The sequence below is a fragment of the Youngimonas ophiurae (nom. illeg.) genome (assembly GCF_049803795.1).
Taxonomy (GTDB): Bacteria; Pseudomonadota; Alphaproteobacteria; order Rhodobacterales; family Rhodobacteraceae; genus Thalassobius.
Map to the genome: position 1 here is coordinate 31993 of NZ_JBNAGJ010000012.1, position 15736 is coordinate 47728.

General features: G+C 60.5%; 13 protein-coding genes. 1 reads left to right on the forward strand and 12 read right to left on the reverse strand.

All coding sequences use genetic code 11. The features are described from left to right. Positions 1-10 precede the first annotated feature (10 nt). The 5 genes from repC to ACP15O_RS17730 all read right to left on the reverse strand — a co-directional run bounded on the left by repC (position 11) and on the right by ACP15O_RS17730 (position 6159). Positions 11-1291: a plasmid replication protein RepC gene (gene repC / locus ACP15O_RS17710; RefSeq protein ID WP_081940158.1), complete on the reverse strand. Its 1281-nt coding sequence runs from the start codon at positions 1289-1291 to the stop codon at positions 11-13. 226 nt (positions 1292-1517) lie between these two features. Beyond that, positions 1518-2540 (reverse strand): ParB N-terminal domain-containing protein, encoded by a 1023-nt coding sequence (locus ACP15O_RS17715; protein ID WP_037207731.1) that lies wholly within the window; start codon positions 2538-2540, stop codon positions 1518-1520. After that, positions 2537-3892, reverse strand: a complete 1356-nt coding sequence (locus ACP15O_RS17720; RefSeq protein WP_009804235.1) for a ParA family protein — start codon at positions 3890-3892, stop codon at positions 2537-2539. Before ACP15O_RS17720 ends, ACP15O_RS17715 begins: the two co-directional genes overlap by 4 nt. 209 nt (positions 3893-4101) lie before the next feature. After that, positions 4102-4440 carry a DUF736 domain-containing protein gene (locus tag ACP15O_RS17725; RefSeq protein WP_008335659.1) on the reverse strand — a complete coding sequence of 113 codons (339 nt, stop codon included), beginning with the start codon at positions 4438-4440 and terminating at the stop codon, positions 4102-4104. 555 nt (positions 4441-4995) lie between these two features. Further along, positions 4996-6159: an ATP-binding protein gene (locus ACP15O_RS17730; RefSeq protein ID WP_008335662.1), complete on the reverse strand. Its 1164-nt coding sequence runs from the start codon at positions 6157-6159 to the stop codon at positions 4996-4998. 129 nt (positions 6160-6288) lie between these two features. On the opposite strand from ACP15O_RS17730, the gene ACP15O_RS17735 reads away from it, so the two are divergent. Next, entirely contained in the window at positions 6289-6582 is a 294-nt protein-coding gene (locus tag ACP15O_RS17735; RefSeq protein ID WP_008335665.1) for a helix-turn-helix domain-containing protein, read from the forward strand. Positions 6583-6590: 8 nt separating this feature from the next. Here ACP15O_RS17735 and ACP15O_RS17740 read toward each other — a convergent pair whose 3' ends face one another. From ACP15O_RS17740 to ACP15O_RS17770, 7 genes are all read right to left on the reverse strand, one after another. Continuing rightward, positions 6591-7502, reverse strand: coding sequence for a DUF2493 domain-containing protein (locus ACP15O_RS17740; RefSeq protein WP_009804234.1), 912 nt, complete (start codon positions 7500-7502; stop codon positions 6591-6593). Between the two features lie 298 nt (positions 7503-7800). Continuing rightward, a complete protein-coding gene (locus tag ACP15O_RS17745; protein ID WP_008335668.1) occupies positions 7801-8847 on the reverse strand; it encodes a DUF7146 domain-containing protein in 1047 nt (348 codons plus the stop codon). After that, positions 8844-13241 (reverse strand): strawberry notch-like NTP hydrolase domain-containing protein, encoded by a 4398-nt coding sequence (locus ACP15O_RS17750; protein WP_040609075.1) that lies wholly within the window; start codon positions 13239-13241, stop codon positions 8844-8846. The genes ACP15O_RS17745 and ACP15O_RS17750 overlap by 4 nt, the downstream gene beginning before the upstream one ends. 515 nt (positions 13242-13756) lie before the next feature. After that, positions 13757-14386, reverse strand: coding sequence for a hypothetical protein (locus tag ACP15O_RS17755; protein WP_037931030.1), 630 nt, complete (start codon positions 14384-14386; stop codon positions 13757-13759). A 105-nt stretch (positions 14387-14491) separates the two neighbouring features. Further along, on the reverse strand, positions 14492-14968 hold the full coding sequence (locus ACP15O_RS17760) for a DUF6915 family protein (protein ID WP_037930962.1): 477 nt from the start codon (positions 14966-14968) through the stop codon (positions 14492-14494). Between the two features lies 1 nt (position 14969). Continuing rightward, positions 14970-15353 carry a DUF6878 family protein gene (locus tag ACP15O_RS17765; protein WP_009804230.1) on the reverse strand — a complete coding sequence of 128 codons (384 nt, stop codon included), beginning with the start codon at positions 15351-15353 and terminating at the stop codon, positions 14970-14972. 80 nt (positions 15354-15433) lie between these two features. Beyond that, a complete protein-coding gene (locus ACP15O_RS17770) occupies positions 15434-15730 on the reverse strand; it encodes a hypothetical protein (RefSeq protein ID WP_009804229.1) in 297 nt (98 codons plus the stop codon). Positions 15731-15736: the final 6 nt, after the last annotated feature.

Genomic DNA, 15736 nt, shown 5'->3' on the forward strand with positions numbered 1-15736 from the left:
CCCTGCCCTATCACGCCGCCTGCCCACTGAGCCTACCATAGAAGCTGCGCTCGAGATGCAGCTCCCCTGCCCCGGCCTTCTCGACCATGCCCCGCAGATAGCCGCCCGGCGAGGCAACCTCGCCCGCACTGTGCTTCTCGAAGACGAGGGCAAACGCGGCCGTGGCCACCTGGGTGCCCATTCGGTCCTGCGCCACGTTCCAGGCATGCTCAGAGATCCCGATCATCGGCCTGAGTTGACCGGCAACCCGGTGCAGATCGCCCCAATCTTTCAGGAATCCACCCAAATTCCGCGCCCAGGATGCGAATTCCGGACAGGCCTGCATGATTGTCGGCAGATCGAGCGCTGTCCGCTTCTTGCGTACCTCGGCAACCCAGTCTTCCAGCTCCCTATCAACCCGCTCTTCGGGTTGGGCATTAGGCACCACACCCGCCGCTTCCTCTTTTTCAGAGGAATTACTAGTTACAGGATTAAGTTGGTTTGTAATTAGTATATGAGGTTCAGAAATGACCTCCCTGGGGTTCATTTCTTGAGTCTTCTTCGTGACTTGGGCGTGTTTATCATCGGTGTTTTCCACAGGTTTTGTCGCAACAGTCGCCTTAAGATAAGCCGCCTCGACCCGTTCTTGGAGTTCCTTGAACCATGCCAATAGCCGCTCCAACTGCTCTGAAGCTTCATGACGGCGCGGAAGTCGTTCCAGAAGCTCCTCAAAAAGCCCCGTGAATTGCCTCCAGGGCCCACGCAGAGCGCTGCTGAGAGCTGCCTCGATCCGGGCTCGGATCATCCGGCGCGCCACAGTGATCTGGCGCTTCAGGCGTAGGCAGAGCTCGCGTTCAGCCTGCAACTCAGCATGAAGCTCCTCGAACTCCTCGACACGGGCTGAGAGCGGCGACAGATCGAAGCCATAGGCCTCGACGATGCGGCCATCGACGTCTCTGCGGCCCCACCGCTTGCCATTGGGGCTATCCTGGAAGGAGATCACGCCGATCTCAGCAAGGCGCCGCGCGTGGCGCTTGAGGGCAGACAGCGAAAAACCCGTTTGCTCCATCAGATAGGCGTTCGACGCCCAGACGATCGGACGCTGCCCCTCCTCCCAGTCCTGGGCCTGGGTAAAGGCCCCGAGCGTGTCGAGGAGCAACATGTCTCCGGCCTTCAAGCCGATATGTGCCCCCACGCGCTTAAGTGCCACGAATGCCCGTGTTTTGGGTACTGCTACCCGTTCACCGGCTTGGGCAAGTTGCTCAGCAACCCCAAGACCCGGTGTCGGCTTGCGCCAACCTGTATGTTTCATGCCTGTATCTCACCTCCGTTTATGTGGAGGCAAAAGAAAGCCGTTCGCTCAGGAGCGTTCGTCGTTGACAGTGAATCCTGCGAGACTTATCTTGAAGGTGACCAAACCATTAAGATCAGCTCTCAGGCCACACCGCTTGGGGGCTTTTCTTTTGCCTTTATTTCGATTGTCGTTCCTTTTTGCTCCTTGCCTCGTCGTTCTGGAGGATATGTCGCTGACATTGTCGTCAGTCGGTTTCCTTCCCCGAACCTTCGGCGCTCAAGTAGTCGGCGACTAAATCTCCGAGCTTCTCGAGACGCTCTTGGTCTATCGGCACACCTGCAACCTTGATGGATAGGTTTCCATCGACTGAAGTCGCCGAAAGATTTCGGTTGCCCACCTTGCGTTTGACCGTGAGCTTTCTGGGCTTTGCCTTCGGTTTGAGCTTGGGTTTGTTCACCCTCTCCAAGCTCGCTAAGGCTCCCTGCAAATCACGAAAGCTCATGTCGTAGACATTCTTGAACGCGTTCAAGATCTGATCCTGCGCAGCGAAAACAGACCTCGCTCGTGAGACTAGGCTCTCATGCACGCCAATTTTCTTTGCGAAGGCCACAGCTGTCAGCTTGTCTGCCCCAGAAGCCAACGTTTCATACATTTCACCAATCGAAACCAAACGCTCAAATGGGCTAAGATTCTCGCGCTCCTCATTCTCGCGGAACCGCAGAAACAACATCTCAAACTTGCTGTTCTCGGCGTTTCGCGCTTCCGGCGAAGCGAGGATTGCACGAAGAGGTAAACCCAACTCCGACGCGGCCGCCAGTCGGCGGCGTCCTGTAAGCATGACAAATGGAACACCAGTGACGTTCGACGGCTCCAACGGATCCGGCTCCCAATCCGGATCCTCGGGCCACACCAGAATGGGTGTGTCCTGCCCGTTCGAGGCAATGCTGTTTACCAGAGACCTGAATGCTTCCTGGGACATCCAGTCTTGACGGCGGTCTGTCCCCATCGGATCTGATATCTGGTCTGGCGACAGGCTTATTTCGTGGCGGCCGTTTAAGATATCCGAACAAAGCTCAGCTCTGCTTCGCTCCACAGCGGCTTGCGATTGCGCAAGCGCCCCTGATTTCCAAGCACTGCCGGCCCCCTTGAAAGGAGTAGAAACAGCGTCGCCCGTTTCTGCCCGGCCTTCGGGACCGGGCGTGCGCTCCTTGGATGTGTCGGGACTAGTAGCCTTGCTGACCAGCGACCTTGGAATACTGCGTTTCATGCTTCACCCTCGCCGTCATCTTCATAGAACTCGTCCATCCATGTATTGGCATAACCGCGTTCGAAGCCCGGCCAGAGTCGCGATACTATGGCGTCGTTAACCGCATCGGCATTCGTGATGAACCGGTTGATCCCCTTGCGTTTTCCCGGCGTGTCCGGCTCATATTCGTATACGGATTGATAGACGTCCGACGCATTCGAGATTGCGTCGGAACGCAGATAAAACACCGGCAGAATTTCCGTGGGGCAGTGTTCCAGCAGGTTTCCGATGTGGTTTAGATCCTGCGCATTGGATCGTTGGACGATCGTCGGCAACAGCATGTTGGCACCAGTTCCTATTTCGATCCGTTCATGGGCCAGAATATGCTGAAGCATCCCCAGCAGGCCGGTCACAAAGGTCGACAGCGTTGCGATGTCAAACCCCTTCATGGTTTGCGGGATGACCAGCGAAGTCGACGCAATCACGTTATTCAGCTGGAAAAGTGTCAACGCAGGCTGATAGTCGATGATGATGACATCGAGGGTCTCGGTCAGCGCAGCGTTCAGTCGCTGCTGATCGACCTTGCCCTCGACTACCAATTCGTTGGGCAGCGTTTTTGGCGGGTGGCCCGCTTTCCAGCGATCAAGGGCATCGCGCAGGTAGCGATAGAAGCTCTTTCCGGCGGGGGCCTCTCGCACAAGGCGCGCAATCTGGATCTCTCCCTCAGACGTTTCGCCATGTGCCGGCAGCAGACGCAGCCCCGGCCAGGAGGTCTTTAGAAAGAAGCTGTCGAGCGTCTGCGCATCGTGATCAGTGTATGGCGCATCTTCCGACTGGAAGAGGCCGGCAAAGTCCACCATGGAGGCGGTGTTTTCGTCGGGCATCTGGGGAAGACCTTCACCCCCGACAAAGTAGAGCGTTATCGTGCTTTGCGGGTCTGCATCCATGACACCAACGCGCATGCCGTAATGCAAGCTGAGATACTGCGCAAAATGCGCGGCGCTCAGGCTCTTAGCCGTGCCCCCTTTCTGGCTGGCAAACGAGATGACGGGTAAGGGGGCGTCGGGTTTGCGCCAGGCTAGGTAGTCGTAGGGCCGCTTTGCCGAGGCCGCCAGAAGGGCCCGCATGTGCATCAATTCGGAAAGCGTGAAAACACGCTCTCTTCCAACATATTCGCCCGCGGGAAAGTCGTCGCTCGAATTGGCGAACTTGGTTAGATACTGAATACTGACGTTCATAAACCTTGCGCACTGGCGCATTGACCACGTGCGCTTGATGCGCTGACGCAAGGTGAGTTCCTTGTTCACTGCCACCATCGTGCGCTCAAGCCCACGTGACAGGTCCGTCAAAAACTGTTCTAGACTACCGCTCATTCCTAAGCCCTGACTTCGGTTGGGTCCGAGTTCGACTCGATTCTGCTTCTATGGTAGCACGGTTTTGGAGGAAAAATAAAGATACCACGCGCCTATGAGTTTCAGGCGCTTATTTAGAAGCTCCACCACCCCTAAAACTCCAATCTTGAACGCGTTCAAGATTGGAGTCTTGATGGGCCGGTCGGTGGAGAACCGACCGGCCTTAGCCGTCACGCGGCGTCTTTGGGACCCCAGGGGATGACGGCCTGCAGGGACAGATCGTCCTGGTTCGCGGCCTTGCCGAGGTTGGCGTTGAAGCCGTGGTCGCGGATGGTCAGCGTGTAGTAGTCAGCGCCGGTCTCCTTGTTCTGCTTCTTCCAGATGCCGCCGCACTCGACCAACTTGCCGCGCGGGGAGCGGCCGAGGACGCGGTGCGTGGGGGCCATCGGGTTCGAGCTCGCGACGGGTTCGACCGTGATGTCGAGGTCGAAGGTCAGGGTCGAGATGGAGCCGACGCCCTTGGCGGTTTCGATGTCGGCGCTGGTGAATTTGATGCAGTTCGTGGTCATTGCTCTTCTCCTTGTTTGCGTTGCAATGATGGTCACCTTGCAGCTGGCCAAGGCCCGGCCACACCGAAGGCGGAGCGCAGCGGAGAGGGGCAGGCGCCGGTCTTTTTGGTCCGCGCGGAATGACCCGCAGGGTCAGGGGAAAAAGATCGGCGACAACCTTTGTGGACGGGACGACAGCTGCGACCAGCATGTCATGCAACTCAGACAAAGGGAGAAGTGCGGTGGCCATGAAGGAAAGTAGGGGAACAGACGAGAGAGATGCCGCAAGGAGTAGGGATTGTCTTCTCGTCCATCCAAACTTCAAGACTCTTCGAAGACCAAAGCCGTCAGATCACAAATCGATGGCAACGGCAGAGCATTCGCCCATCCTTCCGTGGCATCACAGGGGCGTTTGCGTTCGCATTCGGAGATGCAGGCGTCCAGATACCATCGAGTTGCCAGACACTCATCCGCTCTGGTGCCCGACTAATGGCCAGACCTGGCTCTGAGATTCTTCGCGTGTCGCTGTTATCCTCAGACCAATGGAAGTGTCCTGAGCCAGAGATAAAAACGAGGTCATAGCGCGCTCAACAACTCGATTGCATGTGCCAGTGGTAACGCTCGAATGTCCTTCGCGACGGGGACCTCATGCTCACCGGCATAGACCAGGAGCTTTCGGTTGGCTCCAATGTCCTCGGCCCCTGTGTGAAATCCTCTCGAAACCTTTGGTGCAGTCGTCCGTTTGATCTCAACAGCCCAGATGTCGCCGCTTGGCAAACGCAAAACCAAGTCGAGTTCAGCACCGGCCGAAGTGCGATAGAAGAAAGGTTCGGTGCCTAAAGGGGCGGCAGCAAGAAGCGCCTCGATACAGAACCCCTCCCAACTGCCACCGACGACCGGGTGCCCGAGCAAGCCTTCTGTCGTGCCGATGCCCAACAGCGCATGCACGATGCCGCTGTCTCTCACATAGACCTTTGGCGATTTCACCAGACGCTTGCCGACATTCTCGTGCCAGGGCTGCAGGCGTCTCACCAGCATGAGATCGACGAGCAGATCGAGGTAGCGCCCAACGGTCTGGCCGGACACGCCCAATCCCTCGGCAAGGGCCGCGGCGTTCAGAAGGCCGCCCTGGACATGCGCAAGCATCGTCCAGAACCGCCGCAAGGTCGCTGCCGGAATCCGAGGTCCGAGGGCAGGGATGTCTCGCTCCAGATAGGTGCGCAGGAAATCCAGACGCCAGTCCATACTTGCCCGATCGCTCGCGGCCTGAAAGCTGTCGGGAAAGCCGCCGCGCAGCCAGAGCAAGTTCAACTGATCGGCCCCCACCTCGTCAGGCTGCAAGGGGGGCATTTCAACATATCGAACACGACCGGCGAGGGATTCCGCCGTTTGGTGCAAGAGGATATTGGAAGCCGATCCCAATAGCAGGAACTGTCCCGTCCGAAACCCGGCCCGCCGACGCTGATCGATCTGGCCGCGCAAGGTTCTGAAGAGGTCAGGCATCTGCTGCACCTCGTCGAGGATGACGAGTTTGCCCGCCTGTTCGTCCAGATAGAGATCTGGTTCAGTCAGGATTTGCCTGTCCGCCTCACGCTCAAGGTCGAGATAGACAGATGGGCGCTCTGATGCGATGTCGAGTGCAAGTGTTGTCTTTCCGACCTGTCGGGGGCCGAGAAGGACCACAGCCGCTTGGCTCTCCAAGGAAGACTGAACGAATTGTTGGGTCTTGCGTTTGTACATACCTTGCAATTACTCCACGATACGGAAGATTTGCAAGGTTAATCTTACCTACGGCCATAGCTAGTTGCTCAAGCCGAAGTATCTTACTGCCCCAGCAAAACAGCCGTGGCCAAGGAGCATCGACGCAAAATGAGTGCATTCAAATCTGTATCCAAGGGCCTCGAAGAGGCTCTGGCCTTCGCGAATGGCGATTTGGCCGACGCCAAAGTGCATGAAGTGTCCGTGGCGGAGGTCGATGTCGCCGAAGTCCGGCAACGGACGGGCCTGTCCCAGGCCGAGTTCGCCAAGAGCATTGGCGTCGCGAAAGGTACGCTCCTGAACTGGGAACACGGGCGCCGGCACCCGACAGGCCCAGCACAGGTTCTGCTGGCATTGATCGCCAAGAAGCCTTCCGTCGTACAGGACCTCTTGCGCGGGGCGTGAACCGGGGCCTAAGCCCCGATCCTCTTGATGCGGATTCCGAGCTTGCGGGCCTTGTCGACGATGTTCTCGGTGATGCCCGAACCGGGCGTGGCAATCAGACCCTGTGGCATGGTTTCGAGCATCTTGTCGTTGCGCTTGAAGGGGGCAGCCTTGCCATGGCTCTTCCAGTCGGGTTTGAACGCCACCTGCGTGACACCACGGGTATCTGCCCAGCGGGCAGCGATCATCTCGGCACCTTTTGGTGTGCCGCCGTGTAAAAGAATCATGTCTGGGTATTTCGCATGGGTGGCATCGAGGACGGACCAGATCAGGTCGTAGGCGTGATAGTCCCCGCCCGAGAAGGCGATCCGCGTGCCTTCGGGGCAGTGAACCTCGGTCTCCTTGCGCCGCTTGGCCGAGAGATAGGCCCGGCTGTCCACCACGGCGGAGGTGAGACCGCGATGCGAGACCTTGGATCCGGTGCGGGGCAGCCAGGGTGAACCGGTGGCGGCCGAGAAGTGGTCCACGGCCAGATCGCGCATCTGCTCGAAAGCGTCGCGATGGTCCCAGAGCTTAAGCCCGATCAACTGGAGGCGTTCCAGTTCAACCGAAGCGACCTCGGAACCGTCCTGGATGGCCAAACTTTCCCGGACCTCGAATTCGTTATCGTCGAGAAGCTTCTGGATATGGGCAAGCCGGCGATGGAAGATCGAGGTGAGGGACCAGAGCATCTCTTCGAGATTGTCTTCCAACTGGCTGCCGGTGAGGAGGCCGATAGTGGTGTCGAAAAGTGTCGCCATGGCGAGCTCGACCTCGTCAGGCTGGGGCAGGGGGCGATGATCGGTCTCGCCGGGTCCTGGTGTTGCGCCATGAAGTGCGAGGTGGTCGAGGATGGCGGAGGTTACGCCGGTTTCCTCGGGGATGTCTGTCTGATGGGGCATTGTCTGGTTCCTCTGATTGATCTGACCCGATTTGGATGGGGCGATAACAGGACCGGCGGCGACCGGGCCGCATCCGTCAGGATCGGAGCGCAGCGGAGAATGCGCCCAGGGCCGGAAAATTGCTCCCGCGAGGAATGAGCCGAAGGCTCAGGGGAATTTTCTGGTGCGGGGCGCATTGCTGTCCGGGCGAGGAGCACTCTGCTCCGACCCGCCGGTCCATCGCTCCTCTTTTCCAAACGGGTTCAGATCGAACCCGCGGAACCTTTGCCCTGTCGGACGTCACTTATGGGGCTGGCGCTCACCCGTCCTCGATCTCCAGACCTTGTACTTTCATGGCCTCAAGCAACGACCGGCGCAGCGCATCTTTGCCAAATGCCCGCAGATCGTCGTTGAAATCGCCCATGTTTGGCACGAGACCACCACAGGCAATACCAAGCGATTCCAGTTGGTTACGCAGTCTCAGTGATGCGGTTCGTCCCGCTTCGTCATTGTCCCGCGCGATCCAGATACGCTTGATCCCCGGCGGCGGGATGAAGAGGCCGAGATGGGTGGCAGTGAGACAGGAGGCGAGGTCAAACTCGGAGAGAGCCGTGCCGACCGAGAGGGTGTTCTCGAGACCTTCACCGACGATGAGATCGCTGCGCGCCTTGCCGGACCAGAAGCGGATGGCATGGCCGTGCAGCTGTCCGAGGATCCGCTTCGGGCTCTCGATCTCGGCCAAACCGCCGGTGGACGGGTCGAGATAGAAGCGTGCGCAGCCGGTGATCTGGCCCCGATTGTCGGTGATCTTCGCGAGCAGGGCAGGGGCCCTTTGCGGCGGATCGGCGTCGTCCTCGCCCTGCCGCAGGAAAACCCGCGGGTGATAACGCAGCGCCGGACCCAGCCGTGTGATCCCGCGCCCCTGCAGATAGGTGGCAGCCAAGGTGCCGAGAACCGGCTTGCCAGCGGCAAAGAGCTTCCGCGCCCGCGCAATGCGTTTGCTAGAGGCAGCATCGGGGCACTCAGCCCTTTGGGTGTCACAAGGTAAGGAAGGGCAGGGGGCCTCGCCGAGAAAGGACCGGGCCTCCCTCAGCGTTTCCTTGAGCGTGACCGAACCAAGCCGTTCATGCATCAGGTCAATCAGATCGCCATACTCACCGGTCGCGAAATCGGTCCAAGATCCGGCTTTGCGCCCACCCTGAGCTTGCAGCCGGATGGCGAGGCTCTGACCCTTTGCGCCCGAAGTGTCGCCAACCTGCCAATAGTTGCCCTGCTTGGACCCCTCGGGGAAATACTGGCGGCAGAAACTCTCGGCGCGGTCTGCAAGATCAGCCGAGAGGTCTGCGATGCTGCGCCGCGCGCTCATGCGGCTGCATCCGCTGCGCTTGCGCCAACCGGATGCGCGGCAAGGACCCGCGCCAGCACCTCGGTGCAATCCACCGGGATGAACACCCGCGTCTTCCACTGGATCACCTCGGTGAAACAGCCCAAGGCCTTCAATGCGGGCAGTGCCGCGCCCGACGCTCCGATCAGCTCGAGCCTCGGCTGTCCCATGACCAGAGAGCGACGCAACTGGTAGCCCCCAAGCAGGCTGAGGGTCGTCTTCGCGTCCATGACCGCGCCGAACACCTCCTGCGGCGTCATCTCAATCTGGCAGTCGAGACCAAGGCGCGCATAGACATTGAGAAGCTGTTCCTGGCTGACCAAGCGGCCGATGGCGCGCTCCCCGTCCTCGGTCTGCAGACGATAGATCCGCATGTTGTCGGCGGGCAGCCGGTCCCAGATCGGCAGGAGGAGGCCGCAGATCAGCGTGATCTTCGATGTAGTGAACTCCGGCACCGCGTCGACCTCGGCCTGCCAGAGCTGCTCGAACATCGCATCATCGATCTCTTCCCAGTGCGACTTCGAGAACTCGGTCAGCGCGAGGATTTCGGTCGCCATGGGCCGCAGGAGCTTCACCCGCAAGATCGGCACGCCATCCTCGTCCATGAAGGCCGGCGCTTTCACCATCAGGGCCGCGCGTTTGGAGGTCTTGTTCCAGCACAGCGTCGCGCCTCTTGTGTCGGCGCAGATGGCTTTGACGCGGGGCAGAGTGAGCGGATCGTTGCGATCGATACGCTCCACGGTCAGCGCAGTTGCCGTCGCGCCCGTCGCCTCATGCTCGAAGATGACCTTGCGATCAACGATCTCAAACTTCTCGGCGCGCAGGGTCTCTAGCCCGACATCGAGGGTGCCTGCCTGACGCGCGTCCTCAATTATCGCCGAAAGAAACCCGCCGAAGGCCTCGAAGATCGCGTCCTGCATGTCGATGCGGAGCGCGAGGCAGCGGTTCAGGAACTGCTGGATCGGCGGCAGGGTTTCCTTCATCGTGCCATCCGCCTCATCGAGCGTCAGCCCGGTCATCTCCTGGAACCTGGAGTAGGAGCAGGCGTCGATCTTGCCCGCGCGCAGCTTGTAGAAGAACTGCCGCAACGCCGCTCGTGCATAAGGGCTCTCGAGGTTGTCCTCGGCGCGGAACATGTTCTGCCCACCCGTCTCGCGTTGCCCCTTGGTGATGGCCCCGAGCGTATCGAGGCGGCGGGCGATGGTGGAGAGGAACCGCTTCTCACCCTTCACGTCTGTGGCAACGGGGCGAAAGAGCGGCGGCTGCGCTTGGTTCGTGCGGTTGGTACGCCCCAGCCCCTGGATCGCATTGTCGGCTTTCCAGCCAGGCTCAAGCAAGTAATGCACCCGGAGGCGCTGGTTCTTTGCACCAAGATCGGCGTGGTAGCTGCGCCCCGTGCCACCGGCGTCAGAAAAGATCAGGATGCGCTTGGCGTCATCCATGAAGGCCTGGGTTTCGCCGAGGTTGGAGGAGGCGGCTCGGTTCTCGACCTTGAGCCGCCCTTCACGCGTCCTCGCGATGCGCCGCTTGCGCCCCGTGACCTCGGCCACCGCATCGCCCCCGAAATGCCACAGGATCTGATCGAGCGCGCCCTGCACCGGGGCAAGGGCACCGAGATGCTCGACAAGCTCATCCCGCCGCCGCTCCGCCTCACGGCAGATAATCGGATTGCCATCACCATCGAGGGCGGGACGCGAGCGTAGGTCGCCGTTCTCGTCGGAGTAGGGCTCGAAGAGCTGCGTCGGGAAGCTGTGCATGAGGTAGTCCATGATGTTCTCGCGCGGCGTAAAATCGACCTGCAGGTCGTCCCACTCCGAGGGCGGGATCTCTTCGAGGCGCCGTTCCATCACCGCCTCGCTGGTCGAGACCACCTGAATCACGGCCGAATGCCCCGCGGCCAGGTCCGCTTCGATCGCATGGATGAGCGAAGGGCATTTCATGGCGGTGATGAGATGATTGAAGAAACGCTGCTTGTTGCTCTCGAAGGCCGAGCGCGCAGCGGATTTCGCCTGGGGGTTCAGCGTACCGGTCTCGGAGGAAATACCCGAGGCCTGAAGGGCGGCCTCCAAGTTGGTGTGGATGATCTGGTAGGCATCGGCATAGCTGTCATAGATCGCGATCTGTGCGGGCGTCAGCTCATGCACCAGCATTTCGTATTCGACCCCGGCATAGGAGAGGGACCGCGCAAGATAGAGCCCGAGCGCCTTCAGATCGCGCGAGATCATCTCCATGGCAGCAATGCCCCCGGCCTCCATCGCGGCAACGAACTCGGCCCGCGTCACGAAAGGGAAATCACCCGTGCCCCAGAGCCCGAGACGGGAGGCATAGGCGAGATTGCCGACCACCGTCGCGCCGGTCGCTGAGACGTAGAGCACCCGGGCATCGGGAACGGCATTTTGCAGCGCGAGGCCAGCAAGGCCTTGTTGGGATGCCTTCTTGTCGCCGCGGTCGGACTTTTCGCCGGCGGCATTCGCCATGGCGTGGCTTTCGTCGAAAGCGATGACCCCGTTGAACCCCTCGCCAAGCCAGGACGTCACCTGATCGAGGCGGGAGGCTTTCCCGTCGCGTTCAGCAGAACGCAGGGTGGCATAGGTGACGAAGAGGATGCCCTCTGGGAGACGGATATCGCTCCCCTGGCGGAATTTCGAGAGCGGCACGATATCGCTTTCACGCCCCCCAAGCGCCATCCAGTCGCGGCGCGCATCCTCGATGAGCTTGTCGCTCTTCGAGACCCAGACCGCGCGGCGTCGTCCTTGCAGCCAATTGTCGAGGATGATGCCCGCGACCTGCCGGCCCTTGCCGCAGCCCGTGCCATCGCCGAGGAACCAGCCCTTGCGCAGGCGAAAGGCACCTTCGTCATCCTCAGACGCTGCCATCAGCTGACCTTCGATCTCGCCGCGCTTGAACCAGCCCTTGAGATGCGTCTCGTGTGCATTGCCCGCGTAGATCACGCTTTCGAGCTGCGGCGCAGAGAGGAGACCGTCTCGAACGAGGGTCTTCGGCAGAACGGGGCGGTAGCTCGGCACGGGCGGCGGCACCGAGGCCATGGCGGCGGATTGCACAAGTGCTGTCGGATGCTCCGCCGCGCCGTCGATCCGGATCGCCTGCAGGTCATAGACCTCGTAGACCGTGTCCTGCAACGTGCCATAGGGTTCGCTCCAGGCTTTTGGCAAGTAGTCGAGCGGGGCCGTCTCGATGTCGTCGAACGGATGCTTCGCGCGTTCCTCGGCGAGCGCACGGGTTTCTTTGCGTGCTGCGTTGCGCAGGGCGTGGAGGTTGGTGCGGGTCGGCTGAGACGGGACCGAAAGGGCCGATGTGGTGGGGCAGGGCGGGGGGCTGCGGCGTTCCGGGCAATGGGCGAGTACTACGGAGAGAAGATCACTCGTGGTCGCGCAGATCGGATGATAGGCGGCGTCAATATCAGCCGGTGCGGTCTCTTCAGCACCAGCCGCGCGCTTATCGATTACCGTCAACCGCGTGTCGATCGTGGTGCCATGCCGTGCGAAGACCTTGCCGTCGATGGGGGCCGAAAACACGACATCGGCGCTCTGGCCGATCCGCTGAAATGTCGACTGGAAGGATTTCAAAGAGGGACGGAAGCTTTCGCCGGTGATGACGACAAGCCGCCCACCAGGCGCGAGGCGTGCCAGGGCGGAAAGCACATGCTGACTGGTCGCTTGCCTAAACCGGCCCTCGACATGGTTGGCAGCGGAAAACGGCGGGTTCATCACCACGACCGAGGGCGTGATCGAGCGATCAAGACGATCGTCGATCGAGGCAGCATCGTGGTCAGATACGGCGGCATCGGGGAACAACTGCCCCAGTAGGGCGCGGCGCGTGTCGGCAAGTTCATTCAGCGCCAACCGTGCACCAGCGATCTTTGCAAAGATGGCCAGCATGCCCGTGCCCGTCGACGGCTCGAGCATCAGGTCGTCGTCCCGAAACCCGGCGGCCTGCGCGACGATGGCCGCGAGGGGCAAAGGCGTGGAAAACTGTTGCAGACGGATACTGTCTTCGGAGCGGCGCGTGTGAGACGGGGCCAGAGCCGTGAAACGTTCGATCATGGTGAGGAAGGCCTGCGGCGACAGTGCCTGACGCTGCATCAGCGCGCCGTAGCGCGAGAGTATAAGGATTTGGGCGACCTCGGCCGCCTCATAGGCGTCTTTCCAGACCCAGGCACCACTTGTGTCACTGGCACCGCAAGCATCTTCCATCGCGGCGCGAAGTGCGGCGGCGTCGATGGACCTGCCTGCCTCGAAAACGGGGACGAGGATTTTCGCAGCCTGCATCAGGTTTTGGGCGAAGCGTGGGGCATCCGGCAGGGCAGGGGCTTCGGGCTCGGTTGCAAGTTGGACGGAATGGGGGTGAGCGTTCATCGGCAATCTCCGGGGTTGAGGGTTGGCCCCGAGCCCCGCGTGCACTCTCTCACCCGGGAGGGGTCACCCCTCCCGCCCTGTCTCTCACTCTTTCATGGCCTCGAAAACTGAAGTCTTGGCAGCGAAAACTTATCCACAAAATCTGGGGATGACGCTGTGGGCGTTGTCGCGCAAACCCATGCCAGGCTGCTGGGACACGGCCGTGCCTGCATTTTGGGCACCTCCAGCGAAACGGACCCGACACACAGCAAGCTCGGGGACCGAATGGTCAACGAGGAGAAATCGCAAGAGCTCAGAATGGGGATCTGCAAATAAAAAGGCGACATCCGGGAGGAGGTGGATGCCGCCGATTATTCCGGATCGGCTCAGGGAGGAGGAGAGAACCGATCACAAGAGCGAACATAGGAGCAATGCTGCAGTCGCACAATGGGCGGGCTATGACTTTTCTGCAATGCAGCAATGCATGTCCGCGATCGGGTGCTGCCCATAGTTCCGGTGTGTGGCGGCGAGTTATTCTATGGATATGCGGTCAATGCACCGGTCGCGGGTGGCGCATGGGGATCGGACCGAGGAACGGCATTCCGCGCCTCCGGCAAACAATGCGTCTCATAGGCGCCAACAAACCCCCAGCAAGCGTCGATCTCCTCGCCACCCTGTTCGACGATGTAACCATAGACACGCCCACCAAGGTAAGAATCGTAGTCGGCGGTCTCACCACGTAAGATGTCTACAGCCTGTTCGCGCAGGGCCTTGGTCACGCGTTTTACACCGAATTCCTTTCGGACCGCTTCGAGCGTCACGTAGACGTAACCGACCTGCCCAGAATCCCACGGGCAGTGGAACCCGACGGTGTTCATCGCGAGACCGGAATGGTCATAGAGAAACACAGGCAGAATGATTGCCTTCCGCTCGGCGCGGTCCCGCAGACGATCCATCGAGAGATCGCTCTGATCCGAGACGCCCGCAAGATCGCGCAGGAACGCCTCAGGGCTGTCGTACTGATGGCTGTCACCCAGCCGATAGCGGCGGTGCCAGCAGATCAGCGTACCGAGGTTGCACCACTCTCGTGGGTCCTCAGCGTCGGGGTCGTGGTAGATCTTGATCGTGTGGCCCTGGTGGACCTCCTCGTAGACGGGATCTTGCATGTCCATGTCCTTTCTCGAAACGCAATCGACCCGCCAAGCCGGTTGTGGCGCAGGCGGGTCGATCTGGATGGGATCAGATGGTTGGTGAGTTTGCCGCCCGGCGGATCAGGCGGCGGCGCGATTCTGGCGATGCTGGACGTGCTCGACAGAGACCTTGAGAAGCCAATCCTCAAAGCCAAGAATGGTCTGGTGACCCGCAACCGCCTGGACCCAGGCCGCACGCGGATCGCTGCCGATCTGCGTCGGGTCGTTGTCGATCCGGCCATTGGCCATCCACGGTTCGGGTTGTATGCGTCCGAGCCAGTCAGCCAGTGACGGGATACGCCCCTGGCAGTCTTCGCGCACATGCTGCTCGCCGATCCAGCGGATCGGAACGACCCGGCCCGCGCTGTTGATCAGGCTGCGACCGAACACCCGCTCGGCATCATAAATCCCGACCGTATGATGTTTTTGGGCTCTGTGAACAAAGAGACCTAGGTGCTCTTTAGATGAGTCAAACCAGTCATGCACATGTTGGTAATCATCTGGAACACCGCCAAATCTACGGGCCGAGCTTTCGGCGTGGTGGAGAGGATGTGCCATGTCAGAGCCCCTCATGTTCTGTGGTGTCGGTCTCGATGAAGCGGTTCGAGTGGCTGACATCGATCTTGTCCGTCTCGAGCGCCCAGGTCAATTCGCCATAGCCGCCCTCGTTGTTTTCGAAGCCAGGGCTCAGCGCATAGGCAAAGTCCCAGCCGAAATCTTCGACCCGTCGCCGCAGCTCTTCTGTCAGGGTAATCGTGTCAGGCGTCACGACGACCTCCTCGACATTGCCGGAATCGCCATAGCCTTCATATTGCACGTCGAGGCCGGTCACGCCGAGGCCGCGCAGTTCGGTGAGAAGCGCCGCGCGGGTCTCGACCCGCTGTTCGGCTGCCCGTCTCTGGGCTTCGAGCATCTGCGCGTAGAAATCATTTGCTTGTGTCATATCTTCGGTCCTTTGGAATTGAGGGAGGGTGAGGGCGACCGTCTTGCATGCCGCGCCCCGGAGGTTTCCTTTGGGGGGCTTCAGGCCGCAGCGTCGCCGCGTTTCTCAGCCGTCCGGTCAACCAGGTTGAAATACAAATTCTCGGTCGCGCGCTTGAACCCCGGCGGTTTGCGCGGAGCGAGGCAGCGCACCGAGGCGCTGCAGCTCTCGCCGTGCTCCATCGCGAACTGCGTCACTTGGTCGATCAGATCATCCATGCCCGCGGCCTCGATGCGCTTTTCGGGGTAGTTCGCCAGCATCTGGAACTGGGTGACGACGAAGGCGCCATCGCGATGTGCGGGATAGAGGGTGATCTGGTAGTCGAGTGTCTTGGCCATCTCTGG